This is a genomic window from Shinella sp. 20P9.1.1 (assembly GCF_057798995.1).
Map to the genome: position 1 here is coordinate 147,066 of NZ_JBYOLC010000006.1, position 21,833 is coordinate 168,898.

The window sequence follows — 21,833 nt, forward strand, 5'->3', positions numbered from 1 at the left end:
AGCTCAACGCCGGTGCGGTCAATGCCGGGAAAGAGGCATGGCACGCGCGAGCCACAGGCTGGCGGCCGCGAGGATCGGCAGGCCGACCGGCAGATAGAGCCGCAGGCCCATGACGAGGAATTGGTAGGTGGCGCCGGCCGAGGTGAAGACGAATTGATAGGCCCAGACGCGCGTGCCGAAGGGCTGGTGCCAGCGCGCATAGAACAGCCGGTAGTCCATGGCGAAGAAAAAGGCCGTCAGGCCGACCGTGCCGAGGCTGAGCAGGGCGAAATTGGCGGCAAAGCGTGTCTCGGTGCCGCGCCGGCGCGTCAGAAGCCGGGCGAGCGGCAGGGCGATCACCCAGGCGCAAAACCCGCCCGTGAAATAGATGAGAAGCAGCTTTTCGAGATGAAAATTCGCTTCGCGGCCTTCCATATGCAGGGAAAGGAAGGCGCAGGCCACCATCAGCAGACCCCAGGCGAACGCGCCGCCGAGACAGAGCGCAAGCGAGGGGAAGACGGGGACGCGCGCGCTGCCGAAGGGCGTACCGGATGCGGGTGCGCCCATGTCAGGGCCGGAAAGGTACGGCGATCCAGCGGCCGTCGGCACCCTCGAAGCCGAAGCTGCGGACGAGCACCAGCGCCACATGGACCGGTTCGGCGGCCAGCGGATGAAAGGTCATGGCGCCCGAGATCTGGTAGGAGATCGGGCAGGCGCGGCTTTCGGGCACGCGCATGTCCTCATGCAGCACCGTATCGGCCGTTTCACCATCGCGCTTGACGAGCTTCAGGCGGAAGCCCTTGCCGCCTTCGGGCGTGATACCCTCACAGTTTTCCGAGATCGGCAGCGGGATGTCGTCGAGCGCCAGCGCATAGCTGCCGCCCGGCGTCGGCTCGACAGCATAGGGCAGGTATTCGATGCGATTGCGATCCGCGCCGACCTCGCCCATCGGGTTGAAGGCGGCGAGAACGCCGGGATTGTCGAGCACCTTGTGTTCGGCAATCAGCGTCTTCGCCTTGTCGCGGCTTTCCGCCCGCGCCTTGCCGAGACTGGCCGTTTCATCATCGATGCGCACGCGGACAGGTGTGCCCTTGAGATAGGCGTCCTTCTCCGTATCGATGAAATAGACGGTGGAATAGGGAAAGCCGGAACCGTCCTGCGTGCCGAATTCCTCGAAGGCGAAGACTTTTCCATCCGGCGAAAAGCCGAGCGGCTGGAAACTTGCGAAATCGCCGGCCGAGGCGGTGGCCGCCGTCAGCAGGGAACCGAGCAGGATAGCCGCCGCTTTCCGCACCATCGTCACGCCCGCGCACCCTCCGCATTGCTGCGCAGAGTGTCGATGGTTTTGCGATAGGCGTCAACATGACCGCCCGAGAAGATAGCCGAGCCCGCGACGAAGACATTGGCGCCGGATGCGGCCGGCAGGGCGATCGTATCCACGGCGATGCCGCCGTCGACCTGGATCTCGATCGGCCGGTCGCCGACCATCTTCTTCACGCGGCGCAGCTTTTCCTGCATGGCCGGAATGAACTTCTGGCCGCCGAAGCCCGGATTGACGGTCATGACGAGGATGAGGTCGATCTTGTCGAGCAGATAGTCGAGCACGCTTTCCGATGTGGCCGGGTTGATCGCGACGCCGGCGCGCTTGCCGAGGGCGCGGATTGCCTGCAGCGAGCGGTCGAGATGCGGGCCGGCCTCGGCATGCACGGTGATGCCGTCGCAGCCGGCTTTGGCGAAGGCTTCCAGATAGGGATCGGCCGGCGCGATCATCAGGTGGCAGTCGAAGAAGGCGTCGGTGTGCGGGCGCAGGGACTTGATGACATCGGGGCCGAAGGAAATGTTCGGCACGAAATGGCCGTCCATGATGTCGAGATGGATCCAGTCCGCGCCGGCGGCGACGACGTCGCGCACTTCCTGGCCGAGCTTGGCGTAGTCGGCGGCGAGGATGGAAGGGGCGATCCGCATGGGAAGGGACATGTCAGGCTCCGTGGGCAGGGATTTTGGCGTCGCCATAGCATTCCCGGCAGGGGGGAACAACGGCCGAATTCACCGCCCCGCCCAGCTTGGCAGCACGTCGCCGTCCATCGGCGTCGCATCGTGCACGCCGCGGGCGATGGCGCGCGCCATGGTGGAGGCGGCGGCGGCGCAGAGCGCGATGAAATCCTCCGGTGCCGGCGTGCGGCCGCTCTTGCCGGTGGCGAGCGCGAAGACGAGATCGCCATCGAGCGGCGTATGCGCCGGCCAGAGCGCGCGGGCAAAACCGTCATGAGCGGCGATGGCAAGACGCTTTGCCTCCGCCTTGCTCAGCACGGCATCGGTAGCGATGACGGCGATGGTGGTGTTTTCCATGGCCGTAGGTCGGGCGGAGAGTTTTGTACGCACGGAGCGGGCTTCGACCGGAAACGGCGCGGGGAGGCCGAGGCCGCCGAATTCATTGTTCTCCTCGAAGGGAGCAGCCCAGAAATGCCTGGTGTCGCCGACCGTCGCGGAGCCGAGCGCATTGACTGCGACGAGTGCCCCGATGGTAAAACCTTCTTTGAGCACTGTGGACGCCGAGCCGAGGCCGCCCTTGAAGGTGGCGGTCAGCGCGCCGGTACCGGCGCCGACGCTGCCGGTCTCGAAATCGGCGCCTGCATTTTCGAGCGCCGCATAGCCGAGTTCGCGATAGGGCGAATAGCGTCCCCAGTCCTTGTCGCCGCCATCCATCAGGTCGAACAGGATGGCGGCGGGAACGATGGGCACGCGATGCGGGCCGACGGCAAAGCCGCGCCCCATCTCGCGCAGTCCCGCTTGCACGCCCGTTGCCGCATCGAGCCCGAAAGCCGAGCCGCCTGACAGCACGAGGGCGTCCACCGTCTGCACGGTGTTGTGTGGTTCCAGGAGATCGGTTTCCCGCGTGCCGGGGGCACCGCCGAGCACCTGAACGGCCGCCGTCGCCGGTTCCTCGCAGAACACGACGGTCACGCCGGATTTCAGGGCATGGTCCGTCGCATTGCCGACCGTAAGGCCTGCGACATCGGTGATGAGGTTTTTCGTGCCCGGCCGCATCGTCATTCGCTTTCGGGCGTCGTGCCGGCGGGGACGAAGGTCCCATCCTTCCAGACGAGCACCTGATAGGGGTTGGCGCTCAGTTCATGATCCGCGCCGAAGGCGAGCGAACCGATGGCCGTGTCGAACCGTTCGGTCGCAAGTTTTTCGGCGAGATCGCCGCCCTCGGCGGCGGCCGCCGCAAGCGCGGTCACGGCGGCATGGGCGGGCAGGACATAGCCTTCGGCGACGATATCCCGTGCCAACATGGCCTTGGCCACCGGTTCACCCGCCGGCAGGGATTGATAATCCGGCAGCGCGATGGCTTCTACGCCGCCCGTCATCGGTACGGTCGGATCGGCTCCAACCAGCGCCTCGCCGCCCAGCAAGGCGATCGGTGCCTTCTCCGCTGCCGCATCGCGGGCGATGATCGCCGCATCCGTCCGGTCGCCGCCGACGAAGACATGGGTGACGCCGGTCTTGGCGAGCCGGCGCACGAGGGTGAGCTGCTGTTCCTGCGCCGGGCGGTAGGTATCGACGAAAGCCGCCTTCATGCCGACCTCTTCCAGCCGCAGGCGAATGGCCTCGACGAGTTCGCGGGCATGGATCGTGCCGTCGTCGATCAGTGCGAAGGGCTCGGATTTCCAGTCGCGCGTGATGACCTCAACCGCCTTGTCTGCTTCCGCCTTGGGGGCGGGGGCAAGCCGAAAGAGCGGCCATTTCTTCTTCAGCGCGTCTTCCATGAGGATGCCCGAGCGCACGGAGAGCGTGATGGCCGGCACCTTCGCCTCCGCAAGCGCGGGAAGCGAAGCGGAAAGGCCCTCTGTGCACAGGAAGCCGACAGCCGCGACGGCATTGGCGGATAGGATCGCCTTGGCGATGCCGTCGCCATCCTTCTCGTCGCAGCCTTCGGGAATCTCAACGATCGTATCGCCGTTGGCCTCTGCCGCGACGCGGGCACCATCGCGGACCTGCTGGCCGAGAATGGCGAGCGGCCCCGCATCGGGTGCGACGACCGCGAAGGTGAGGCCCGCGGCGAGCGCGGGTGAAACGGCGAGAAGGGCGCTGCCGAAAAGGCTCGCAAGGAAAACGGTCTTCATTCTCAATCCATCGGTCGCGATGATGCCCTTTGTACGGTCGGGACGTTTAAGGTCAAAGGGAAATATGGACGCTATCGACCGCTTGTCTCTGACAAGACAGGAAAATTCGACATCGGGGCTTACATTTTTCTTCACTTTCGCCATGTATCACTGACGATGAAGGAGAACGCCGTGTTGGACAGATTGATGCTGGATGCGTTGCTCTACCGCGATGCGATGAGCCGCTACGCCGGCCATGTGCAGATCGTGACGACGGCCCACGAGGGTGAGAAACGCGGCGTGACCATCACGGCCGCCTGCTCGATCTCGGACAACCCGGCCATGGTTCTCGCCTGCGTCAACGCCTCCAACCCGAAGAACGCGATCTTCTCGAAAAGCGGCAATTTCGCGCTCAACACGCTCGCCGCCGACCAGATGCACCTCGCCAATGCCTTTTCCGGCCGCGATCCCGCGCTGTCCGCCGAAGAGCGTTTCGCGACGGGCGAATGGGAGGAACTGGTGACAGGCGCGCCGGTGCTGAAGGGCACGCTTGCCTCCTTCGATTGCCGGCTCATCGAGCTCAAGGTCATGGCGACCCACATGATGCTGATCGGCGAGGTGAAGGGGGTCACCTTCGGCGAGCACAAACCGGCGCTTGTCTATATGGACCGGGGCTACCACACGCTATAGTCTGCTCCTCCAGAATGGAGGAGTTGCGTGCCCTATCAGCCTGGACACATCCCGCAATCGATCGATGAAACCGTCGAAATGCTGGCCTCGGGCAATTATCTGGCCGGGCGCTCGCTGGCGACGGTGCTGTTTCTCTCGTTGCGCATGAAGCGGCCGCTCTTTCTCGAGGGCGAGGCCGGCGTCGGCAAGACGGAGATCGCCAAGGTGCTGTCGGCAGCCCTCGACCGGCCGCTGATCCGCCTGCAATGTTATGAAGGCCTCGACATTTCCTCGGCCGTCTATGAGTGGAACTATCCGGCGCAGATGCTGGAAATCCGGCTTGCGGAAGCCGCCGGCACCACGGATCGCGGCCGCATCGAGGCCGATATCTTTTCCGAGCGCTACCTCATCCGCCGCCCGGTCTTGCAGGCGCTGTCCTCGCCGGACGGCCGGGCGCCGATTTTCCTGATCGACGAGCTGGACCGCACCGACGAGGCTTTCGAGGCCTTCCTCCTGGAAGTGCTCTCCGATTTCCAGGTGACGGTGCCGGAACTCGGCACGATCCGCGCCGCCGAGCCGCCCATCGTCATCATCACGACGAACCGCACCCGCGAGGTGCATGATGCCCTGAAGCGGCGCTGTCTCTACCACTGGGTGGATTATCCCGAGGCCGCGCAGGAGCTGGAGATCATCCGCCGCAAGGTGCCGGGCTGCGATGAAACCCTGTCCGGCCAAGTCGTTGCCTATGTGCAGAAACTGCGTGCGCTCGACCTCTTCAAAAATCCCGGTGTCGCCGAGACCATCGACTGGGCGACGGCGCTGACCGAACTCGACCGCGTGGCACTCGATCCCGAAACCGTGTCGGATACGCTCGGCACGCTGCTCAAGTATCAGGACGACATTGCGCGTATCGACGGTGCCGAGGGGCGCAAGCTGCTCGATGACGTCAAGGCCGGGCTGGCGGCGACGGGCTGAGTGATGGCGGCGAGGGCGGAAAACCAGGTTCTGGATACCACCGCGGACGGCCGGCTTGCCGACAACATCGTGTTTTTCGCCCGCGTGCTGCGCAAGGCCGGGCTGCGGCTTGGTCCTGCGGCCGTGACGGATGCCATCGAGGCGGTGCAGGCGATCGGCATCGGCGAGCGCGAGGAATTCTATACGGCGCTGCATGCGACGCTCGTCAAGCGCCATGAGGACGATGCCGTTTTCGACGAGGCCTTTCGCCTGTTCTGGCGCTCGCGCGATCTCGTGGGAAAGATGATCGCGCTGATGTCGCCGGTCGTGACGCGGCACGAGGAGCGGGAAAAGCGCAAGGCGGGCGAAACCCGGGTTTCCGACGCGCTGTTTGGCGGCCGTGAAAACGAGAAGCGGCAGCGCGACGAGCCGGATATCGAGATCGATTCGCGCCTGACCGCCTCGGGCAGCGAGTTGCTCCGCCGCACCGATTTCGCCCAGATGTCCGCCGCCGAGCTTGCCGCCGCCAAGCGAGCTATCTCCCGCCTCGTCCTGCCGATGGATGCGGTGCGCACGCGCCGTTTCCGCCCGTCGACCCGGCCGGTCGCCGTGGATGCACGCGCCACGATGCGCCATGCCATGCGCACCGGCGGTGCCCTCATCCTGCCGCGCCACCGGGAGCACAGCACGGTGCATCCGCCGCTTGTCGTGCTCGCCGATATTTCGGGCTCGATGAGCCAGTACACCCGCATCTTCCTGCATTTCCTGCATGCGCTCGGCGAAGGCCGACGGCGCGTGCATGCCTTCCTGTTCGGCACGCGACTGACGAATGTCACGCGCCCGATGCGCAATCGCGATCCCGATGTTGCAGTAGAGGCCTGCAGCCAGACGGTCAGCGACTGGTCGGGCGGCACGCGCATCGGCGAGACGCTGAAGGAATTCAACCGGCTCTGGTCGCGCCGCGTGCTGGGGCAGGGCGCCGTGGTGCTCATTATCACAGATGGGCTGGAACGTGACGGCATCGATCTGCTCGAAAAAGAGATGGACCGGCTGCACCGTTCCTGCCGGCGGCTGGTCTGGCTCAATCCGCTGCTGCGCTTCGAGGGGTTCGAGGCGCGGGCGCGCGGGGTGCGGGCCATGCTGCCGCATGTCGATGAGTTGCGGCCGGTGCACAATCTGGACGCCATGGCCGATCTGGTGGCGGCACTATCCGGTGCCGCGCCGCGCGGTGCCGGCGATCCCCGGCGTTACCTGCCGGGCGCATGAGGAGGACAGGATGGACGCAAACGAAACGCTCGACCCGCTGACCATTGCCGAACGCTGGATGGACGACGGGCGCGTGGTGGCGCTCGCCACCGTCGTGGAGACCTGGGGGTCTGCACCGCGTCCGGTCGGTAGCCATCTCGTCATCGATGGCGAGGGGAATTTCCACGGATCCGTTTCCGGCGGTTGCGTGGAGGGGGCCGTGATCGGCGAGGCTATGGAGGTCATCGGCGACGGCGAGCCGCGCATGCTGGAATTCGGCGTGGCTGACGAAACGGCCTGGCGCGTCGGCCTGTCCTGCGGCGGGCGCATCCGGGTCTATGTGGAGCGCGTCGGCTGATGGATCCGTTTCTCCTGCGCAAGCTCAACACAGAGCGTGCCGCCCGCCGCGCCGTTCTTCACCTCACCGATCTCGGCGACGGGCGCGACCGGGTGATCCGTGAGGGCGATCCGGTGGCCGGACCGCTCGGCGAGGCGATTGCCGTTGCTTTCCGTTCCGGTAAATCCGGGCTGGTCGAGGCGGAGGAGCGACAATTCTTCCTCAACGTCCATCTGCCGCCCGCCCGCATCGTTATCATCGGCGCGGTGCATATCAGCCAGGCGTTGGCGAGGATCGCCGAGATCGCAGGCTTCGACGTCACGATCGTCGATCCGCGCACCGCCTTTGCCACGGAAGAGCGCTTTGCCGGCATCGACCTCGTCGCCGACTGGCCGGAGGATATTTTGAAGACGCGGCCGCTCGATGCCTATACGGCGCTCGTCGCGGTGACGCATGATCCGAAAATCGACGATTTTCCGCTATCGGAGGCGCTGGCAGCGGGCTGTTTCTATGTCGGCGCGCTCGGCAGCCGGAAAACCCATGCCAAGCGCGTCGAGCGCCTGACAGCACTTGGGCATAGCGAAGCGGACATCGCGAAGATCTCTGCGCCCATCGGCCTCGATATCGGCGCCGCGAGCCCCGCCGAGATCGCTGTGGCGATCCTCGCCGACATCGTCGCGCATCTGCGTCGGCGGTCCCTGCGCGGTACCGCGCCATGATTTTTGGCGAAATCCCGATTGCCGATGCGGTCGGTGCCCGGCTGGCGCATCGCGTGCGCACGGCCGGCCTGTCGCTGCACAAGGGGCATGTGGTCACGGCGGAGGATCGCGAAGCGCTCATCGCCGAGGGTGTCGCTACCGTCATCGCCGTTCGGTTGGAGCCAGACGATATCGGTGAGGATGAAGCGGCATCGCTGATCGCGGCGGCCATTCCGCCGGATCATCTGCGGTTCACACCATCCGCAACGGGGCGCATCAACCTGCATGCCGCGGTGAACGGCCTTTTCGTCGCCGACCGGGCGGCCATCGATCGTTTCAACCGGGTGGACCCGGCGATCACCATCGCCACCTTGCCGGACCATGCGAGCGTCCATGCCGGTGACATGGTGGCGACGATCAAGATCATCCCACTCGCCGTGCCCGGCAGTCTTGTGCGCACGGCGGCTGGTGTGATGGCGTCGAGCCGGGCGCTGGAGGTCAAGCCTTTTACGTCCTATCGCGTCGGGCTCGTCGCTACGGCGTTGCCGACGCTCAAGGCATCAGTCATGGACAAAACACGCCGGCTCGTCGAACAGCGGCTGCAAGCCTCCGGTAGCCGGCTAACGAATGAGGTGCGCGTGCCGCATCGGGCGCCGGAGCTGGCGACGGCCATCACAGACTCAGCGCAGGGCAACGATCTCGTCGTCGTCTTCGGCGCGTCCGCGGTGACGGATGTTAACGATGTCATTCCCGCCGCCATCCGCGCGGCGGGCGGGGTGGTCGAGCATGTCGGCATGCCGGTCGATCCGGGCAACCTCTTGGTTCTCGGCCGCATCGGCGCGGTGCCGGTTATCGGAGCGCCGGGCTGCGCGCGCAGTCCCAAGGAAAACGGTTTCGACTGGGTTCTCGCCCGCATCTTTGCCGGTGAAAATCCCGGATCAGAGGAGATTACCGGCATGGGTGTCGGCGGCTTGTTGACGGAAATCCCGAGCCGGCCGCTGCCACGCGATCTGCGCGCGCCGGAGCGGCCGCTGTCCATCGCCGCGCTGGTGCTGGCGGCCGGTCGCGCAAGCCGCATGAACGGCAGCCACAAGCTGCTCGCCGCCTTCGATGGCCAGGCGCTGGTGCGGCGTTCGGTGGAGGCGGCGCTTGCCGCGGGGCCGGCACGGGTGCTCGTCGTGACGGGGCACCGGGCGGAGGAGATCGAGGCGGAACTGGCCGGGCTCAAGGTCGATCTCATCCGCAATCCCGATCACGCGCAGGGCATGTCGACCTCGCTCAGGGCGGGCGTTTCGGCGCTCGGGCCTGGCTGCGATGGCGTCGCGGTCATGCTTGCCGACATGCCGCATGTCACGGGTGCGGATGTGCGCCTGCTGCTGGACGCTTTTGCGGCGTCTGGCGGCCAGGCCGTGGTGCGCGCGGTCTCGGGTGGCAAGCGGGGCAATCCCGTCATCCTGCCACGCGCGACATTTTCGGCGATCCTCCAGCTTGAAGGCGACGTCGGGGCACGGCATATCGTGGAAAGCGCCGGCCTCGATATCGTGGATGTCGAGATCGGCGAAGCGGCGCATGTCGATGTCGATACGCCGGAGGCCGTAGTGGCCGCAGGCGGTATTCTGAAAGGGTAGGGCATGGATCGCGAGGCCATCGAGGAGATGTTCCAGGCGCTGGGGCCGGTAACGATCAAGCGCATGTTCGGCGGCAAGGGCATTTATCACGAAGGCCGCATCCTCGCGCTGGAGGTGCAGGGCGAAATCCTGCTCAAGGCGGATGCCAGGAGTGCACAGGATTTCGAGGCCGCCGGCAGCCGGCAATGGGCCTATGACGGCAAGCAGAGCGGCAAGCCGGTGAAAATGCCCTATTGGTCCATTCCTGATGCGGCTTTCGACGATCCGGACGAGATGGCGATCTGGGTGCGGCGCGCCAACGAGGCGGCGCTCCGGGCAAAATAAGCGCCGGGATTTCGCCGCAATTAAACTTGACTTTATTTGTCATGTTGGCCATTACCGGAGATACCGTGCGCCTGCGTGCGGCGTGCAGTCCGGTGAGGTTTCCATGCAGTATAATCGTTTTCACGCGTCGATGCTTCTGGCGGGCACGGCCATGGCGCTTGCGCTTCTGGCCCTTGCAACATCCGCCTCTGCGCAGGATGCCGAGACGACGGTGCTGCAGCCGATCAATGTCGAGGGCGACAGCAACGGCGACGGGATCGTCGATATCCCGGCCGCCGTCTCCAAGTCGGATCGCGTCAAGGTGCAGGACCAGTATGCCGGCGATGCGACGCAGGTGCTGCGCTCGACGCCGGGCACCTTCACCCGCGAGCCGGCCGACCAGCCGGGTATCACCGTCAACATCCGCGGCATGCAGGGCAATGGCCGCGTCAACAGTATGATCGACGGCGTGCCGCAGACTTTTAGCAATCTTTCCGGCCACGGCGGCACCTTCGACAGCCTGCTCTATGTCGAGCAGAATATGCTTGTCGGCGTTGATGTCACGCGCGGGGCGGTGTCCGGCGCAGAGGGCATGGGCACGCTTTCCGGGTCTGCCAATTTCCGCACGCTCGATGTGGACGACGTGCTGCTGCCCGGCAAGGATGTCGGCGTGATGTCGAGCGTGCGCGCCGGCACCAACGGTTTCGACTATTCGCGCCTTCTCACAGGTGCTGCTCGTACGGAGCTCGGCGAAGGCGAGATGAGCGTCGTCGGCGCGCTCAGCGATACCAGGAAAAGCCCCTACGAGAACGGCGCCGGCATCATCTATCCCTTCGGCGGCGATCAGCATCCGAAGTCGGGCCTCTTCAAGGTGAACCTTGCACCGAATTCCGATCATAAACTGCAACTCGGCGGCATCTGGTACGGCAACGAGTTCCTGCCCGGCACCTCCGGCTACAACTGGGTCATCAACAACCAGACCTACACGGCGAAATATTCCTATACGCCCGGCGACGATCTCTTCGATCTCCACGCCAATGCCTATCTCAACATCACGGACATGGAATTCGACGGCACCAACGGCAATGTCAGTTCATTCGACGGCCGCAAGGGCACCAACACGACGACCGGTTTCGACATTTCCAACCGGATGCGTTTCGATCTCAATGACGAGACGGAGCTAAAACTCTACTACGGCGCCGCCTACAGCCGCGATCGATACGAAGGCAATGCCAAGCGCGGGGCAAATCCTGACGGCATGCTGGTCAAGGCGGGCACCTTCGCCGAAGCCACGATCAGCCGCGGCATCTTCGACGTGACCGGAGGGCTGCGCTACGATTACTGGTCGCTCGACGGCATCACCGGCTACCACGCACCGGGAAGCAACGGTTGCCCGGCAGGAGGGGAGCCGTGCCCGATCGACACGCTGTCCCGCTCGGGCAGTGATCTCAATCCGAAGGTTACCATTTCCGCGCGTCCGTTCGACTGGCTACAGCCTTACATAACGTACGCCCATACTTCGCGCCCGCCGACGGCGTCCGAAGTCTTCTATCCCGGTGGTCACAGCTTCGACGGATCCTCCGATCCGATCAACAACAATCCGAACCTGCTGCCGGAGAAGAGCCGCGGCGTGGATCTCGGCGTCAATCTCAAGGGCAGCGACCTCTTTGAGAGCGGTGACGAGGGCTGGCTGAAGGTCGGTTATTTCCACAACCGCATCCGCGACTACATCACCTTCGACCTCGACACCGACGGCACGATGCGCTGGGTCAATGTCGAGGGAACAACGATCATGAAGGGCGTAGAGATTGAGGGCGGCTATGATGCCGGCCGCTATTTCGCCGGCTTCTCGGTGACGATTGCCGATACCGCCCAGCCGGAAGGCGTTGCCGCCGGCGTCGGCGATGTCGGCAAGCTGCCGGACGATTTCGCCACGCTCGATGTCGGCATGCGCTTCTTCGACGAAGCGCTGACGGTCGGTGGGCGCATGCGCTACACCGGCAAGAGCAAGCAGGCCTATATCAATGAGGCCATGGCCTACAACCTGCCGAGCTACACGCTGTTCGACGCCAACGCCTCCTGGCAGATCAACGAGAACGCAAAAGTCTTCGTCAACATCGAGAACGTCTTCAACAAGGATTACATGAAGGCGAATTCCGGCCTCATGGATAATTACAACGGCATCCGGAACGGCCGCGGCCGCACCTTCATCTTCGGCGCAACCGCGAGGTTCTAAGCCTCGCGGGCGCGCAACGCCGCCACGGCATCGGCCGCAAAGCGTGACAGCGGCGCGGGCAGGGCGTCGAGCGGGAACCACCCGAATTCCGGCAGCTTCTCCGGCTCCACGATGCGCGCCTCACCGGAAAAATCCTCGCAGACATAGATGAGCGACAGCCAGTGCTGGCGCTCCTCGGCGATGATCTGTTCGGAAAGGCAGAGAAAATCGATGGTGCCGATGGCGAGGCCGGATTCTTCCTCGGCCTCGCGGCGTGCCGCTTCCACTGCCCGTTCCATATGGTCGACCTTGCCGCCGACGATGTTCCACGTGCCGGCCTCCGGTGCGCGCAGACGCCGGTAGAGCAGCAGCTTGCCCTCACGCAAAATGGCCAGGCCACATCCGAGGCCTGGCGCATCGATACCCGGTATTGGCATTCGCTCAGATCAGGCCTTGCCGGCGATCAGCATGAAGGCCGGAACGTCGTCGCCGAAGCCGAGCGGCGTCGGACCATCGTCGTCGTCGCGGCGGTAGCGGTTGCGGCGGTCACGGCTATCGTCGTTGGCCGGGCGCGGGGCGGCATGGTTTGCGGCCCGCGGGTTGCGAGCGGGATTGTTCTGCGGCCGCCCTTCCGCCTTGCGTTCAGCTTTCACGACTTCTTCCACCTTCTCTTCAATCTCGACGGTCTCGATACGGGGTTCCGGAACGCGGGCTTCGCCCTTGCTGCGTCCACGGGAACGATCACGGTCGCGGTCACGACCACCGCGATCGCGCCCGCTACGGGGCCGTTCGCGCTCCTCGCTCTCGGCGGCCGGGGGCAGGTCCTCGATGCCGCCGCTCAGCCAATCGATCTTCTGGTCGATCAGCTTTTCGATGGCATCGACGAACTTTCCGTCGCGCTTGGAGACGAGGGTGAAGGCGGCGCCCGAACGGCCGGCACGGCCGGTGCGGCCAATGCGGTGGACATAGTCCTCGGCGTGGATCGGGACGTCGAAATTGAAGACATGGCTCACATCGGGGATATCCAGGCCGCGGGCAGCGACGTCGGAGGCCACGAGAAGCGTGAGCTTGTTTTCCTTGAAATTGGCCAGCATCGTCGTACGCGAGCGCTGGTCCATGTCGCCATGCAGCGCGCCGACGGAGAAGCCGTGGCGGTCGAGCGATCGGAAGAGATCCGCGACATCGACCTTGCGGTTGCAGAAGATGATCGCGTTCTTGAGGTCTTCCTGTGCACGGATGAGGTCGCGCAGCGCGGCGCGCTTCTCGTAATCCTTCCCGTGGGTGGCAACGAGGCGTTGCGTCACGGTCGTGGCAGTGGAGGAGCGGGCCGATACTTCGACGCGTTCCGGGTTCTGCAGGAACTTGTCCGCAAGCTTCTGGATTTCCGGCGGCATGGTGGCCGAGAAAAACAGCGTCTGGCGGGTGAACGGAATGAGCTTGGCGATGCGCTCGATATCGGGGATGAAGCCCATGTCGAGCATGCGGTCGGCCTCGTCGATGACGAGGATCTCGACGCCGGTCATCAGGAGCTTGCCGCGTTCGCAATGATCGAGCAGGCGGCCGGGGGTGCAGATGAGAACGTCTGCGCCGCGCTCCAGCTTGCGGTCCTGTTCGTCGAAGGAGACGCCGCCGATGAGCAGCGCGACGTTGAGCTTGTGATTCTTGCCGTACTTTTCGAAGTTTTCCGCGACCTGTGCGGCGAGTTCGCGCGTCGGCTCCAGGATCAGCGTGCGCGGCATGCGGGCACGCGCGCGGCCCTTTTCAAGCAGCGTCAGCATCGGGAGAACGAAGGAGGCGGTCTTGCCGGTGCCCGTCTGGGCGATGCCGAGAATGTCGCGCCGCGAAAGCGCCGGCGGAATGGCGCCAGCCTGGATCGGGGTCGGGATGGTGTAGCCCGAATCTGTAACGGCGGACAGGACTTTCTGGCTCAGGCCAAGATCAGCAAAAGTGGTCAAAGGAAAAAGGTTTCCGTTCCGGTTCTTACGAACGCAATGGGTTGCAGCGGGCACATCGCCGCTAGGATGCAGCGCACTTAGGCCCAAAGCGCCGGAAAGTCAAGGAAATCAGCGAATTTGGTAAATCCGCAAGCAATTTGAAGCCTCTGGCCGTCGCTTTCGGCTTTCGAAGGGGCGTCAGCTTGCGTTCCGTCAATCCATATAGGTGGTCAGCTTCATCCCGGCCGTCAGGAAACGCATGGGGTCGATCGCCTTGCCGTCGCGGCGGACCTCGTAGTGCAGGTGCGGGCCGGTGGAGCGGCCCGTCGTGCCCGAGAGGCCGACCGCGTCGGCGGCCTCGATATGATCGCCGACCTTGACGAGGACGCGCGAAAGATGGGCATAGCGGGTGGTCAGGCCGTTGCCGTGATCGATCTCGACCATGTTGCCATAACCGCCGTTGCGACCTGCGACCACGACGGTGCCGGCGCCGGTGGAGTGCACTTCACTGCCCGTGCCGACGCGGAAATCGATGCCGGCATGCAGCGCCAGGCGGCCGAGGAACGGGTCGGTGCGATTGCCGAAACGGCTGGTGATGCCCGCGCCGGGCGAGGGGTTGCCGAAAGGAAGCTTCCGCGCCGTGCGGCGGGCGCTGTCGAGACGGTCCAGCGCGTCATCGAGATCGTTGATCGACGCTTCGAACGGGTCGGTGAAGGTCTCCGGCTCGACGAACGGGCCGCCGATGCCTGTCTCCGTGTCAGTCTCGGCCGTTTCCGCAACGTCGAAGCCGCTGCGCCGCAGGATCGTCTGAATCGCATTTGCCGTCTCGGAGGCGCCTGCGGTCAGCGACTGGATGCGGCCGATCTGGTCGTGCTCCAGGTCCTTGAGGGAGAGCGTGACCTTGGAGAACAGGCGGTCCGCCCGATCGGCGACCGATTCGCTCGTCGCCGCATAGGCAAGCGAGGCCGATTTTTGTGATGCGCCGCCGGTCGAGCCCATGATGGCATCGATTGCGCCTGTAGCATCTGCGCGGCGGCCGTCCGTGACAGGTTTTTCATCGGATAGCGGCACGTCGGCGGAAACGCCGCCGGTTTCGGCGCGGTTGAGCAGGGCATCGAGCTTGCCGTGCCGCTCGGACAGCGCCAATTGCTGCTGCATCAGCTTCTCGACCTTTTCCTCGACGACCTGCTGGTCGAGAAGCTGGCGGCTGGTGACGCGGTCGACCTGGGCGCGAAGGGCGGAGATACGGTCTTCATAATCGTGCTGCATGCGCGCTTGGCGCGCCATCGTGGCGCCGATCAGGTCGTCGCGCAGCACGAGATAGGAGGTTGCGGCGAGGTAGCCGACGGTGAACATGCCGGCAACGCAGAAGGTGGCTGCCGCCATCCAGGGGCGGATCGTCATGTGGCGGATTTTGTCGCCGCTTGCCAGGATCACGACATGCTGCTGCGCGCGCTTTCCGAAGATGCGGTTTTCAGGACGCTCCGCCACAATACACTCCCCGACCGGTTCAGCTGGTCTCGTGCGGGGAATTACACATTGTTAGGGTTAATAAAGCCTTTCGCCGGGGTGTTTTTCGGGGCGAAATATTAGCTCTGGCTGACGGAAACGAGCGAACGGTAGAAGGAGGGCGTCAGGCCCGCTTCCGCACGGGCGACATCGTTGAACGGCGGCTTGAGCGGCCCGCGGAAATTGCTGCGCACCAATTCCTTGAAGGTTGCCGAAGGGTCCTTCTTCTCGCGGGCGCAGAGGAAGCGGAACCATTTCGCCCCGACGGCCACGTGACCCTTTTCGTCGTTGTAGATGATGTCGAGGATATCGGCGCTGGCGTGATCGCCGGTCTCGCGCATCTTCATCTGCAGCGTCGGCGTCACATCGAGGCCGCGCGCCTCCAGGATCAGCGGCACGACGGCGAGGCGGGCGGTGAGGTCGTTGCGCGTGTCGTGCGCGGCCTTCCACAAGCCGTCATGCGCCGGCAGGTCGCCGTATTCGGCGCCGAGTTCGCGCAGCCGGTCGCGGATGAGGCGGAAATGTTTCGCTTCCTCGAAGGCCACCTGCATCCATCCGTCGAAGAAGGAATGCGGCACGCGCTCCGTGGTGAACCGCGCGACGATATCGAGCGCGAGGTCCACCGCGTTGAGCTCGATATGGGCGAGTGCGTGAAGCAGCGCGATCCGGCCCTTTGGCGTGTGCAGCGAGCGCTTCTCCATATGTTTCGGCGGAATGAGCTCGGGTTTTTCCGGCCGGCCGGGCCGCACCGGCAGGGCCGGATCGCGCGGCGAACGCATGGACAGCGTGCGGGCGAACCAGCGCCGTGCCGTCTCCTGCGTCAGGTCGGCCTTAAGGTCGAGATCGGCCGAGGCGATGGCCATGGTGGCGCCGCCGCGCAGGCTTTCGATATAGGGAAGATCAGCCAGGTCAAAACCTTGTAAGGAGAACTTAAAGTTTCTTCGCCGCTTCGAGCACGGCCTCGACATGACCCTTCACCTTCACCTTGGACCAGATTTCAGCGATCTTGCCCTCGGCATCGACGAGAACCGTCGTGCGTTCGACACCCATATAGGTACGGCCATACATGCTCTTTTCCTTCCACACGCCATAGGCTTCCAGCGTCTGAAGGTTTTCATCCGAGGCGAGTGGCACGCCGAGTTCGTATTTTTTGACGAACTTGTCATGCTTCTTCACCGGATCGGGGGAAAGACCGATGAGGGCGACGCCGGCAGCGTCGAAATCCGGCTTGGCCGCGGTAAAATCCTTGGCTTCCAGGGTGCACGCCTCGGTGTCGTCCTTCGGGTAGAAGAACAGCACAACGGGTTTTCCCCTGAAGCTCGAGAGGGAAAGCGTGCCGCCGCCATCGCGCGGAAGGGTGAAATCCGGCGCTTCGACGCCCGGTACCAGTTCTGCCATGGGATTTCCTTTCTTTGGCCGGCTTTTTGAGTCAAGGAGCCGGCCTCCCGCATATATAGTGGCTGACAGAATCGTCCAGCGACGACAGGACGATGCGCAGCGATTCCGTGGGATAACGTTGCGAAACGGGGAAAGGAAACCAGCGCGAGATGGACGAAGTCCGCGGCGAGAAAGTCGTGTTCCGCAGAAAGGACATCGTTCCGCTGCATGACCTGCCGTCCGCGCAGGCACATGAACCTATCGTGCTGCATGCGGTTGATGCGAGCCGCACGAATATCTGCATGCGGCTTGCCGCGGCAACGGTCACCCTTGTTCTGCTCATCGGCGCCGTGCTCGTCGGTCTCGTCGAGATGGGCACCTTCGACAGCACGCTGAATGCCCGCGCCGTCGCCGCGATCAACAAGGCGCTCGGACCGCGCTACCGCGCCTCGGTCGATCACACCGTGGTGCGCCTTTCCGGTTTCGGCCGCCTTGCGCTGAAGGCCGAGGATGCCCGCATCATCGATGTCGAATCCGGCCATGAGCTCGCCACGACCGCATCGGTCGGCATGGTGCTCGATCCGACCGCGCTGCTCTCCGGCCGCGTCGCGGTGTCGAGCCTCGATGTCGAAGGCGCCATGTTCAATGCCGCGCTCCTGCCGAAGAGCGCGCCGCTCGATCTTGCCGCCCTGCGCATCTCCGACGTGCCTGATTATCTCGAAACCACATTCGAACGCCTCGACGGCATCAGCAAATTGATCGAGGCGAATGGCATGCAGACCATTCGCATCTCCGATCTCGGCGCGACGTTCCGTGGCCCCGATGGCAAGCCGGTCACGCTCGATGTCGCCAGCCTGCAATTCACCCGCGAGGGTGGCCGGAGCATGGCGATCGACGGTCATTTCACCATCAATGGCGAGCAGGGCGAGATCGACCTGACGACATCGGGCGCGGCCGGTGCGGTCCGGACGATCGATGGTGCAATCCGTAATGTCGATCTCGGCGATTTCATGCTGAGCTATGATCCGCAGGGCGCGGTGCATGCCGGCGTCGATACGGCGGCTGATGTCTCCGTCAGCGCATCGCGCGAGGCGGACGGGGCAAAGCCTGCTCTGGGCCTCGACGTCAAGCTTTCCGCCGGTTCGGTCTATGGCGACGGCGTTGCTGCCGAGCTGCGTCCATCTTCCGTGAAGGTCCGCTACAATTTTGAAAAGGGTTCGATCGAGCTTGCCTCGACGGATGCCAGCGTCGGCCAGTCGCTGTTTCCGTTCACCGGCGGCCTGATCGATCTGGACCGCGTTTCCGACAGGACGGACAAGGGCTTTGCGATCGACCTCGTGTTCAGCAATGCCATTACCCGGCCCGCCGATACCGGCGAGGCGCCGATCCGCTTCGACGCGAAGGTGAACGGTTACTATCTCGCCAAGGCGAAGAGCCTGCGCTTCGAGGAGATGGCGGTGGCGAGCGACAAGGGCAGCATTGCCGGCTCGCTTGCACTGCAGTTCGGCGACAAGGAGCCGGAGGTCAGCTTTGTAATGATCGCAAGCGAATTGCAATCGGCCGCCGTCAAGCAGTTCTGGCCATTCTGGATGGCGAAGACAGCGCGCAGCTGGGTGGCGAAAAACATTTTCGGCGGAACCGTCACCAATGGCCGCATCGAATTCTATCTCGCGGCCGGCCGCAAGCGCGAGCCGGGCGTGCCGATGCATCTCACCGAGGACGAGCTGAAGATCGACTTCGACATCAAGGGCGCGCGCATGAATATCGCCGGCGATATTCCGCCGCTGCGCGATACCTCCGGCACCTTCCGCCTGCGCGGGCCGCGCACCGAGATCGGGATTGCCGGGGGGACGGCCTATTTCCCCTCCGGCCGGTCCGTGGCGCTGACCGGCGGCACCTTCGTTTTGCCCGACAATTATACCAAGCCGCTGATGGCCGACATGGACATCGATGTCGCCGGCAATGCCGACGCCATTGCCGAGCTGGTGACCTATCGGCCGATCCGCGCGCTTCCGGCGACGGGCTTTGCGCCGGATGACTTCAGCGGTCAGGTCAAGGCCAAGGTCAAGGCGCATTTCGGCGTGATCTCCGCCCATAAGCCGCCGCCGCCGCAATGGACGGCGACACTCGACCTGGACGATGTCGACGTGAAGAAGCCGATCGCCGGCCGCGACGTGACGGCGCTGCATGGCATGCTCACCATCGATCCCCAGCAGGCGAAACTCAAGGCTGAGGCCGATATCGACGGTGTGACACTTGATCTCGCGCTCGTCGAGCCCGTCAACAAGGCCGCCGGCATCACGCGCCAGACGGTGCTGTCGGGAACGCTCGACAATAAGGACCGGCGCAAGCTGCTGCCGGGCCTCGACGACATCATCGAGGGCGAAGTTTCCATCCGGATGGAGCAGGACGGCGACGGCCCTCGCGCCGTCGAAGCCGACTTGAGGACGGCGGCCGTGTCCGTGCCCTGGCTCGGTTGGACGAAGGGAGCCGGCATCGGCGGCAAGGTGACGCTGACGGCGGACACCAAGGACGGCACGACCCGCGTCTCCGATTTCCGCTTCGCCGGCGATGGCTTCAAGGTAGCGGGCGATCTGGTCTTCAATGGCACAGCGCTTGATTCGGCTAGTTTCTCCACGGTGCAGCTTTCGGCCGACGACCGGTTCCGGCTGGTGGTGGATCGTAACAAGGCGGGCTACGCGGTCGCGGTGAACGGCGATTCGGCGGATGTCCGGGCGGTGCTGGGGCGTCTCAAGAATGCGAGCGGCGGTGGCGGTGACGGCAAAAGCAAGCAGGGGGCGAGCATCAAGGCCAAGCTGGCGCGGGCCGTCGGTTTCAACGGCGAAAGCCTCAACAATGTCAGCCTGAGCTACGCAACGTCAGGCAACCGCATTTCCGCAGTCGATCTTTCCGCCGTGACGGAAAGCGGCGCTCCGGTCGTCGGGCAGATGGTGCAGAATGGCGGCACGGATGCCATCCAGCTGACGAGCGGCGATGCCGGCTCGGTTGCCCGCTTTGCCGATATCTACCGCAACATGCGGGGCGGGCTCCTGAATGTGCGTCTGCGCGAGACAACAAACAGCGGCTGGCGCGGTTCCGTCGATATCCGCAATTTCGCACTCGTCGGCGAAGAGCGTCTGCGCTCACTGGTCTCCACCCCTGCCGGCGGCGACGGACGCAGCCTCAACGATGCGGTGCGCAAGGAGATCGACGTCAGCGCGGTCAAGTTCTCTCGCGGCTTTGCGCAGGTGCGCGTCGGCGGCGGCACTTTGGCGCTGGAAAACGGCGTGGTGCGCGGCGATAGCGTGGGGGCGACCTTCCAAGGCGTGGTACGCGATGCCAATGGCCAGACGGAGATGACTGGTACCTTCATGCCTGCCTATGGCCTCAACCGGCTGTTTGCCGAATTGCCGTTAATCGGCATCATTCTCGGCAACGGCAATGATCGTGGCCTGATCGGCATCACCTTCAAACTGTCCGGCCCGTTCGACAAGCCGCAACTCAACATCAACCCGCTGTCGATCATCGCGCCGGGCGTCTTTCGCAACATCTTCGAATTCCAATGAAAAAGGCCGCCCGGAGGCGGCCTTGATCGTCAGCGTTTTCGCGCGGCTCACGCCGGGCGCACGAGGATATGCTTCTTCTTGCCGAGCGACAGCTTGATGACGCCGTCAGCCGAAACATCCGCCGTGCCGATCATCCGGCGCTCGTCGGAGATCGCGGTATCGTTGATGCGCACGGCACCGCCCTGCACGTGGCGGCGGGCTTCGCCGTTGGAAGCGGCGAGGCCGGCCTTGACGATCAGCGAGAGCAGGCCGATGCCGGCGTCGAGCTCGCTCGTGGCAACGTCGACCGACGGCAGGTTTTCGGCAATCGCGCCTTCCTCGAAAGTCTTGCGCGCGGTTTCCGCAGCCTGTTCGGCATTCTCGCGGCCGTGCAGCATGGCGGTGACTTCCGTGGCGAGGATCTTCTTGACCTCGTTGATCTCCGAACCGCCAAGCGAGGAGAGGCGTGCAACCTCATCCATCGGCAGCGTCGTGTAGAGCTTCAGGAAGCGCGAGACGTCGGCATCTTCCGTGTTGCGCCAGTACTGCCAGAAGTCATAGGCCGAGAGCATGTCCGGGTTGAGCCAGACGGCGCCGTTGACCGACTTGCCCATCTTGGCGCCGGACGAGGTGGTCAAGAGCGGCGAGGTCAGCGCATACAGCTGCGGCGTGCCCATGCGGTGGCCGAGGTCGATGCCGTTGATGATATTGCCCCACTGGTCGGAGCCGCCCATCTGCAGACGCACGTCGTAGCGTTTGTTGAGTTCGACGAAGTCGTAGGCCTGCAGGATCATGTAGTTGAATTCGAGGAAGGACAGCGACTGCTCGCGGTCGAGGCGCGTCTTCACGCTGTCGAAGGACAGCATGCGGTTGACCGAGAAGTGACGGCCGACATCGCGCAGGAATTCCAGGTAGTTGATGCCGAGCAGCCAGTCGGCATTGTTGATCATCAGCGCGTCCTTCGGACCCTCGCCATAGGTCAGGTAGTTGGCGAAAACCTTCTTGATGCTGGCAATGTTGTCGTTGATCGTCTGCGGCGTCATCAACTGGCGCGCCTCGTCCTTGAACGAGGGGTCGCCGACCATGCCCGTGCCGCCGCCCATCAGCGAGACCGGGCGGTGGCCGGTCTTCTGAAACCAGTGCAGCAGCATGATCTGGATGAGCCCGCCGGCATGGAGACTGGGCGCCGTCGGATCGAAGCCGATATAGGCCGTCACGGTTTCCTTGGCCAGGAGGTCGTCGAGGCCGGTTTCATCGGAAATCTGGTGGATGAAGCCGCGCTCTTTGAGCGTGCTAAGGAAATCGGATTTGAATTCGGACATGGCCTGTCTCTC

At 64.3% G+C, this 21,833-nt stretch carries 20 protein-coding genes; 9 read left to right on the top strand and 11 right to left on the bottom strand.

Going from position 1 to position 21,833, the window contains the following annotated elements; translation table 11 throughout:
• Positions 1–18: 18 nt before the first annotated feature.
• From AC27VQ_RS12655 to AC27VQ_RS12675, 5 genes are all read right to left on the bottom strand, one after another.
• On the bottom strand, positions 19–546 hold the full coding sequence (locus AC27VQ_RS12655) for a hypothetical protein (RefSeq protein WP_488716522.1): 528 nt from the start codon (positions 544–546) through the stop codon (positions 19–21).
• A 1-nt stretch (position 547) separates the two neighbouring features.
• Positions 548–1,276 carry a DUF2259 domain-containing protein gene (locus AC27VQ_RS12660; RefSeq protein WP_488716660.1) on the bottom strand — a complete coding sequence of 243 codons (729 nt, stop codon included), beginning with the start codon at positions 1,274–1,276 and terminating at the stop codon, positions 548–550.
• A gap of 2 nt (positions 1,277–1,278) precedes the next feature.
• The gene (gene rpe, locus AC27VQ_RS12665) at positions 1,279–1,956 is read right to left on the bottom strand and encodes a ribulose-phosphate 3-epimerase (RefSeq protein WP_488716523.1); all 678 of its coding nucleotides are present in this window, start codon (positions 1,954–1,956) and stop codon (positions 1,279–1,281) included.
• A gap of 69 nt (positions 1,957–2,025) precedes the next feature.
• Positions 2,026–3,027, bottom strand: coding sequence for a P1 family peptidase (locus AC27VQ_RS12670; protein WP_488716661.1), 1,002 nt, complete (start codon positions 3,025–3,027; stop codon positions 2,026–2,028).
• Between the two features lie 2 nt (positions 3,028–3,029).
• Positions 3,030–4,106, bottom strand: coding sequence for an ABC transporter substrate-binding protein (locus AC27VQ_RS12675; protein ID WP_488716524.1), 1,077 nt, complete (start codon positions 4,104–4,106; stop codon positions 3,030–3,032).
• A gap of 156 nt (positions 4,107–4,262) precedes the next feature.
• Here AC27VQ_RS12675 and AC27VQ_RS12680 point away from each other — a divergent pair, with 156 nt between their 5' ends.
• The 8 genes from AC27VQ_RS12680 (at position 4,263) to AC27VQ_RS12715 (ending at position 12,155) form a co-directional block, all read left to right on the top strand.
• Positions 4,263–4,775, top strand: coding sequence for a flavin reductase family protein (locus AC27VQ_RS12680; RefSeq protein ID WP_488716525.1), 513 nt, complete (start codon positions 4,263–4,265; stop codon positions 4,773–4,775).
• Positions 4,776–4,853: 78 nt separating this feature from the next.
• On the top strand, positions 4,854–5,729 hold the full coding sequence (locus AC27VQ_RS12685) for an AAA family ATPase (RefSeq protein WP_488716662.1): 876 nt from the start codon (positions 4,854–4,856) through the stop codon (positions 5,727–5,729).
• Positions 5,730–5,732: 3 nt separating this feature from the next.
• On the top strand, positions 5,733–6,974 hold the full coding sequence (locus AC27VQ_RS12690) for a vWA domain-containing protein (RefSeq protein ID WP_488716526.1): 1,242 nt from the start codon (positions 5,733–5,735) through the stop codon (positions 6,972–6,974).
• A 10-nt stretch (positions 6,975–6,984) separates the two neighbouring features.
• Complete coding sequence (locus AC27VQ_RS12695; RefSeq protein WP_488716527.1) at positions 6,985–7,311, top strand: XdhC family protein; 327 nt, start codon at positions 6,985–6,987, stop codon at positions 7,309–7,311.
• Positions 7,311–8,009 carry an XdhC family protein gene (locus AC27VQ_RS12700; protein WP_488716528.1) on the top strand — a complete coding sequence of 233 codons (699 nt, stop codon included), beginning with the start codon at positions 7,311–7,313 and terminating at the stop codon, positions 8,007–8,009. The genes AC27VQ_RS12695 and AC27VQ_RS12700 overlap by 1 nt, the downstream gene beginning before the upstream one ends.
• Positions 8,006–9,616 (top strand): NTP transferase domain-containing protein, encoded by a 1,611-nt coding sequence (locus tag AC27VQ_RS12705; RefSeq protein ID WP_488716529.1) that lies wholly within the window; start codon positions 8,006–8,008, stop codon positions 9,614–9,616. The genes AC27VQ_RS12700 and AC27VQ_RS12705 overlap by 4 nt, the downstream gene beginning before the upstream one ends.
• A gap of 3 nt (positions 9,617–9,619) precedes the next feature.
• Positions 9,620–9,940 (top strand): TfoX/Sxy family protein, encoded by a 321-nt coding sequence (locus AC27VQ_RS12710; protein WP_488716530.1) that lies wholly within the window; start codon positions 9,620–9,622, stop codon positions 9,938–9,940.
• Positions 9,941–10,043: 103 nt separating this feature from the next.
• Entirely contained in the window at positions 10,044–12,155 is a 2,112-nt protein-coding gene (locus tag AC27VQ_RS12715) for a TonB-dependent receptor domain-containing protein (RefSeq protein WP_488716531.1), read from the top strand.
• On the opposite strand, the gene AC27VQ_RS12720 is transcribed toward AC27VQ_RS12715, so the two are convergent.
• The 5 genes from AC27VQ_RS12720 to AC27VQ_RS12740 form a co-directional block, all read right to left on the bottom strand.
• On the bottom strand, positions 12,152–12,571 hold the full coding sequence (locus AC27VQ_RS12720) for an NUDIX domain-containing protein (RefSeq protein WP_421593709.1): 420 nt from the start codon (positions 12,569–12,571) through the stop codon (positions 12,152–12,154). The genes AC27VQ_RS12715 and AC27VQ_RS12720 overlap by 4 nt on opposite strands.
• A 9-nt stretch (positions 12,572–12,580) precedes the next feature.
• Positions 12,581–14,089: a DEAD/DEAH box helicase gene (locus tag AC27VQ_RS12725; protein WP_488716532.1), complete on the bottom strand. Its 1,509-nt coding sequence runs from the start codon at positions 14,087–14,089 to the stop codon at positions 12,581–12,583.
• A gap of 192 nt (positions 14,090–14,281) precedes the next feature.
• Entirely contained in the window at positions 14,282–15,559 is a 1,278-nt protein-coding gene (locus AC27VQ_RS12730; protein ID WP_488716533.1) for a M23 family metallopeptidase, read from the bottom strand.
• 98 nt (positions 15,560–15,657) lie between these two features.
• Positions 15,658–16,440, bottom strand: coding sequence for a ferritin-like domain-containing protein (locus AC27VQ_RS12735; protein WP_488716534.1), 783 nt, complete (start codon positions 16,438–16,440; stop codon positions 15,658–15,660).
• A 67-nt stretch (positions 16,441–16,507) separates the two neighbouring features.
• Positions 16,508–16,975 (bottom strand): peroxiredoxin, encoded by a 468-nt coding sequence (locus AC27VQ_RS12740; protein ID WP_313528181.1) that lies wholly within the window; start codon positions 16,973–16,975, stop codon positions 16,508–16,510.
• Positions 16,976–17,124: 149 nt separating this feature from the next.
• On the opposite strand from AC27VQ_RS12740, the gene AC27VQ_RS12745 reads away from it, so the two are divergent.
• Positions 17,125–20,520 (top strand): YhdP family protein, encoded by a 3,396-nt coding sequence (locus AC27VQ_RS12745; RefSeq protein ID WP_488716535.1) that lies wholly within the window; start codon positions 17,125–17,127, stop codon positions 20,518–20,520.
• A 47-nt stretch (positions 20,521–20,567) separates the two neighbouring features.
• On the opposite strand, the gene tyrS is transcribed toward AC27VQ_RS12745, so the two are convergent.
• Positions 20,568–21,821, bottom strand: a complete 1,254-nt coding sequence (gene tyrS / locus AC27VQ_RS12750; RefSeq protein ID WP_488716536.1) for a tyrosine--tRNA ligase — start codon at positions 21,819–21,821, stop codon at positions 20,568–20,570.
• Positions 21,822–21,833: the final 12 nt, after the last annotated feature.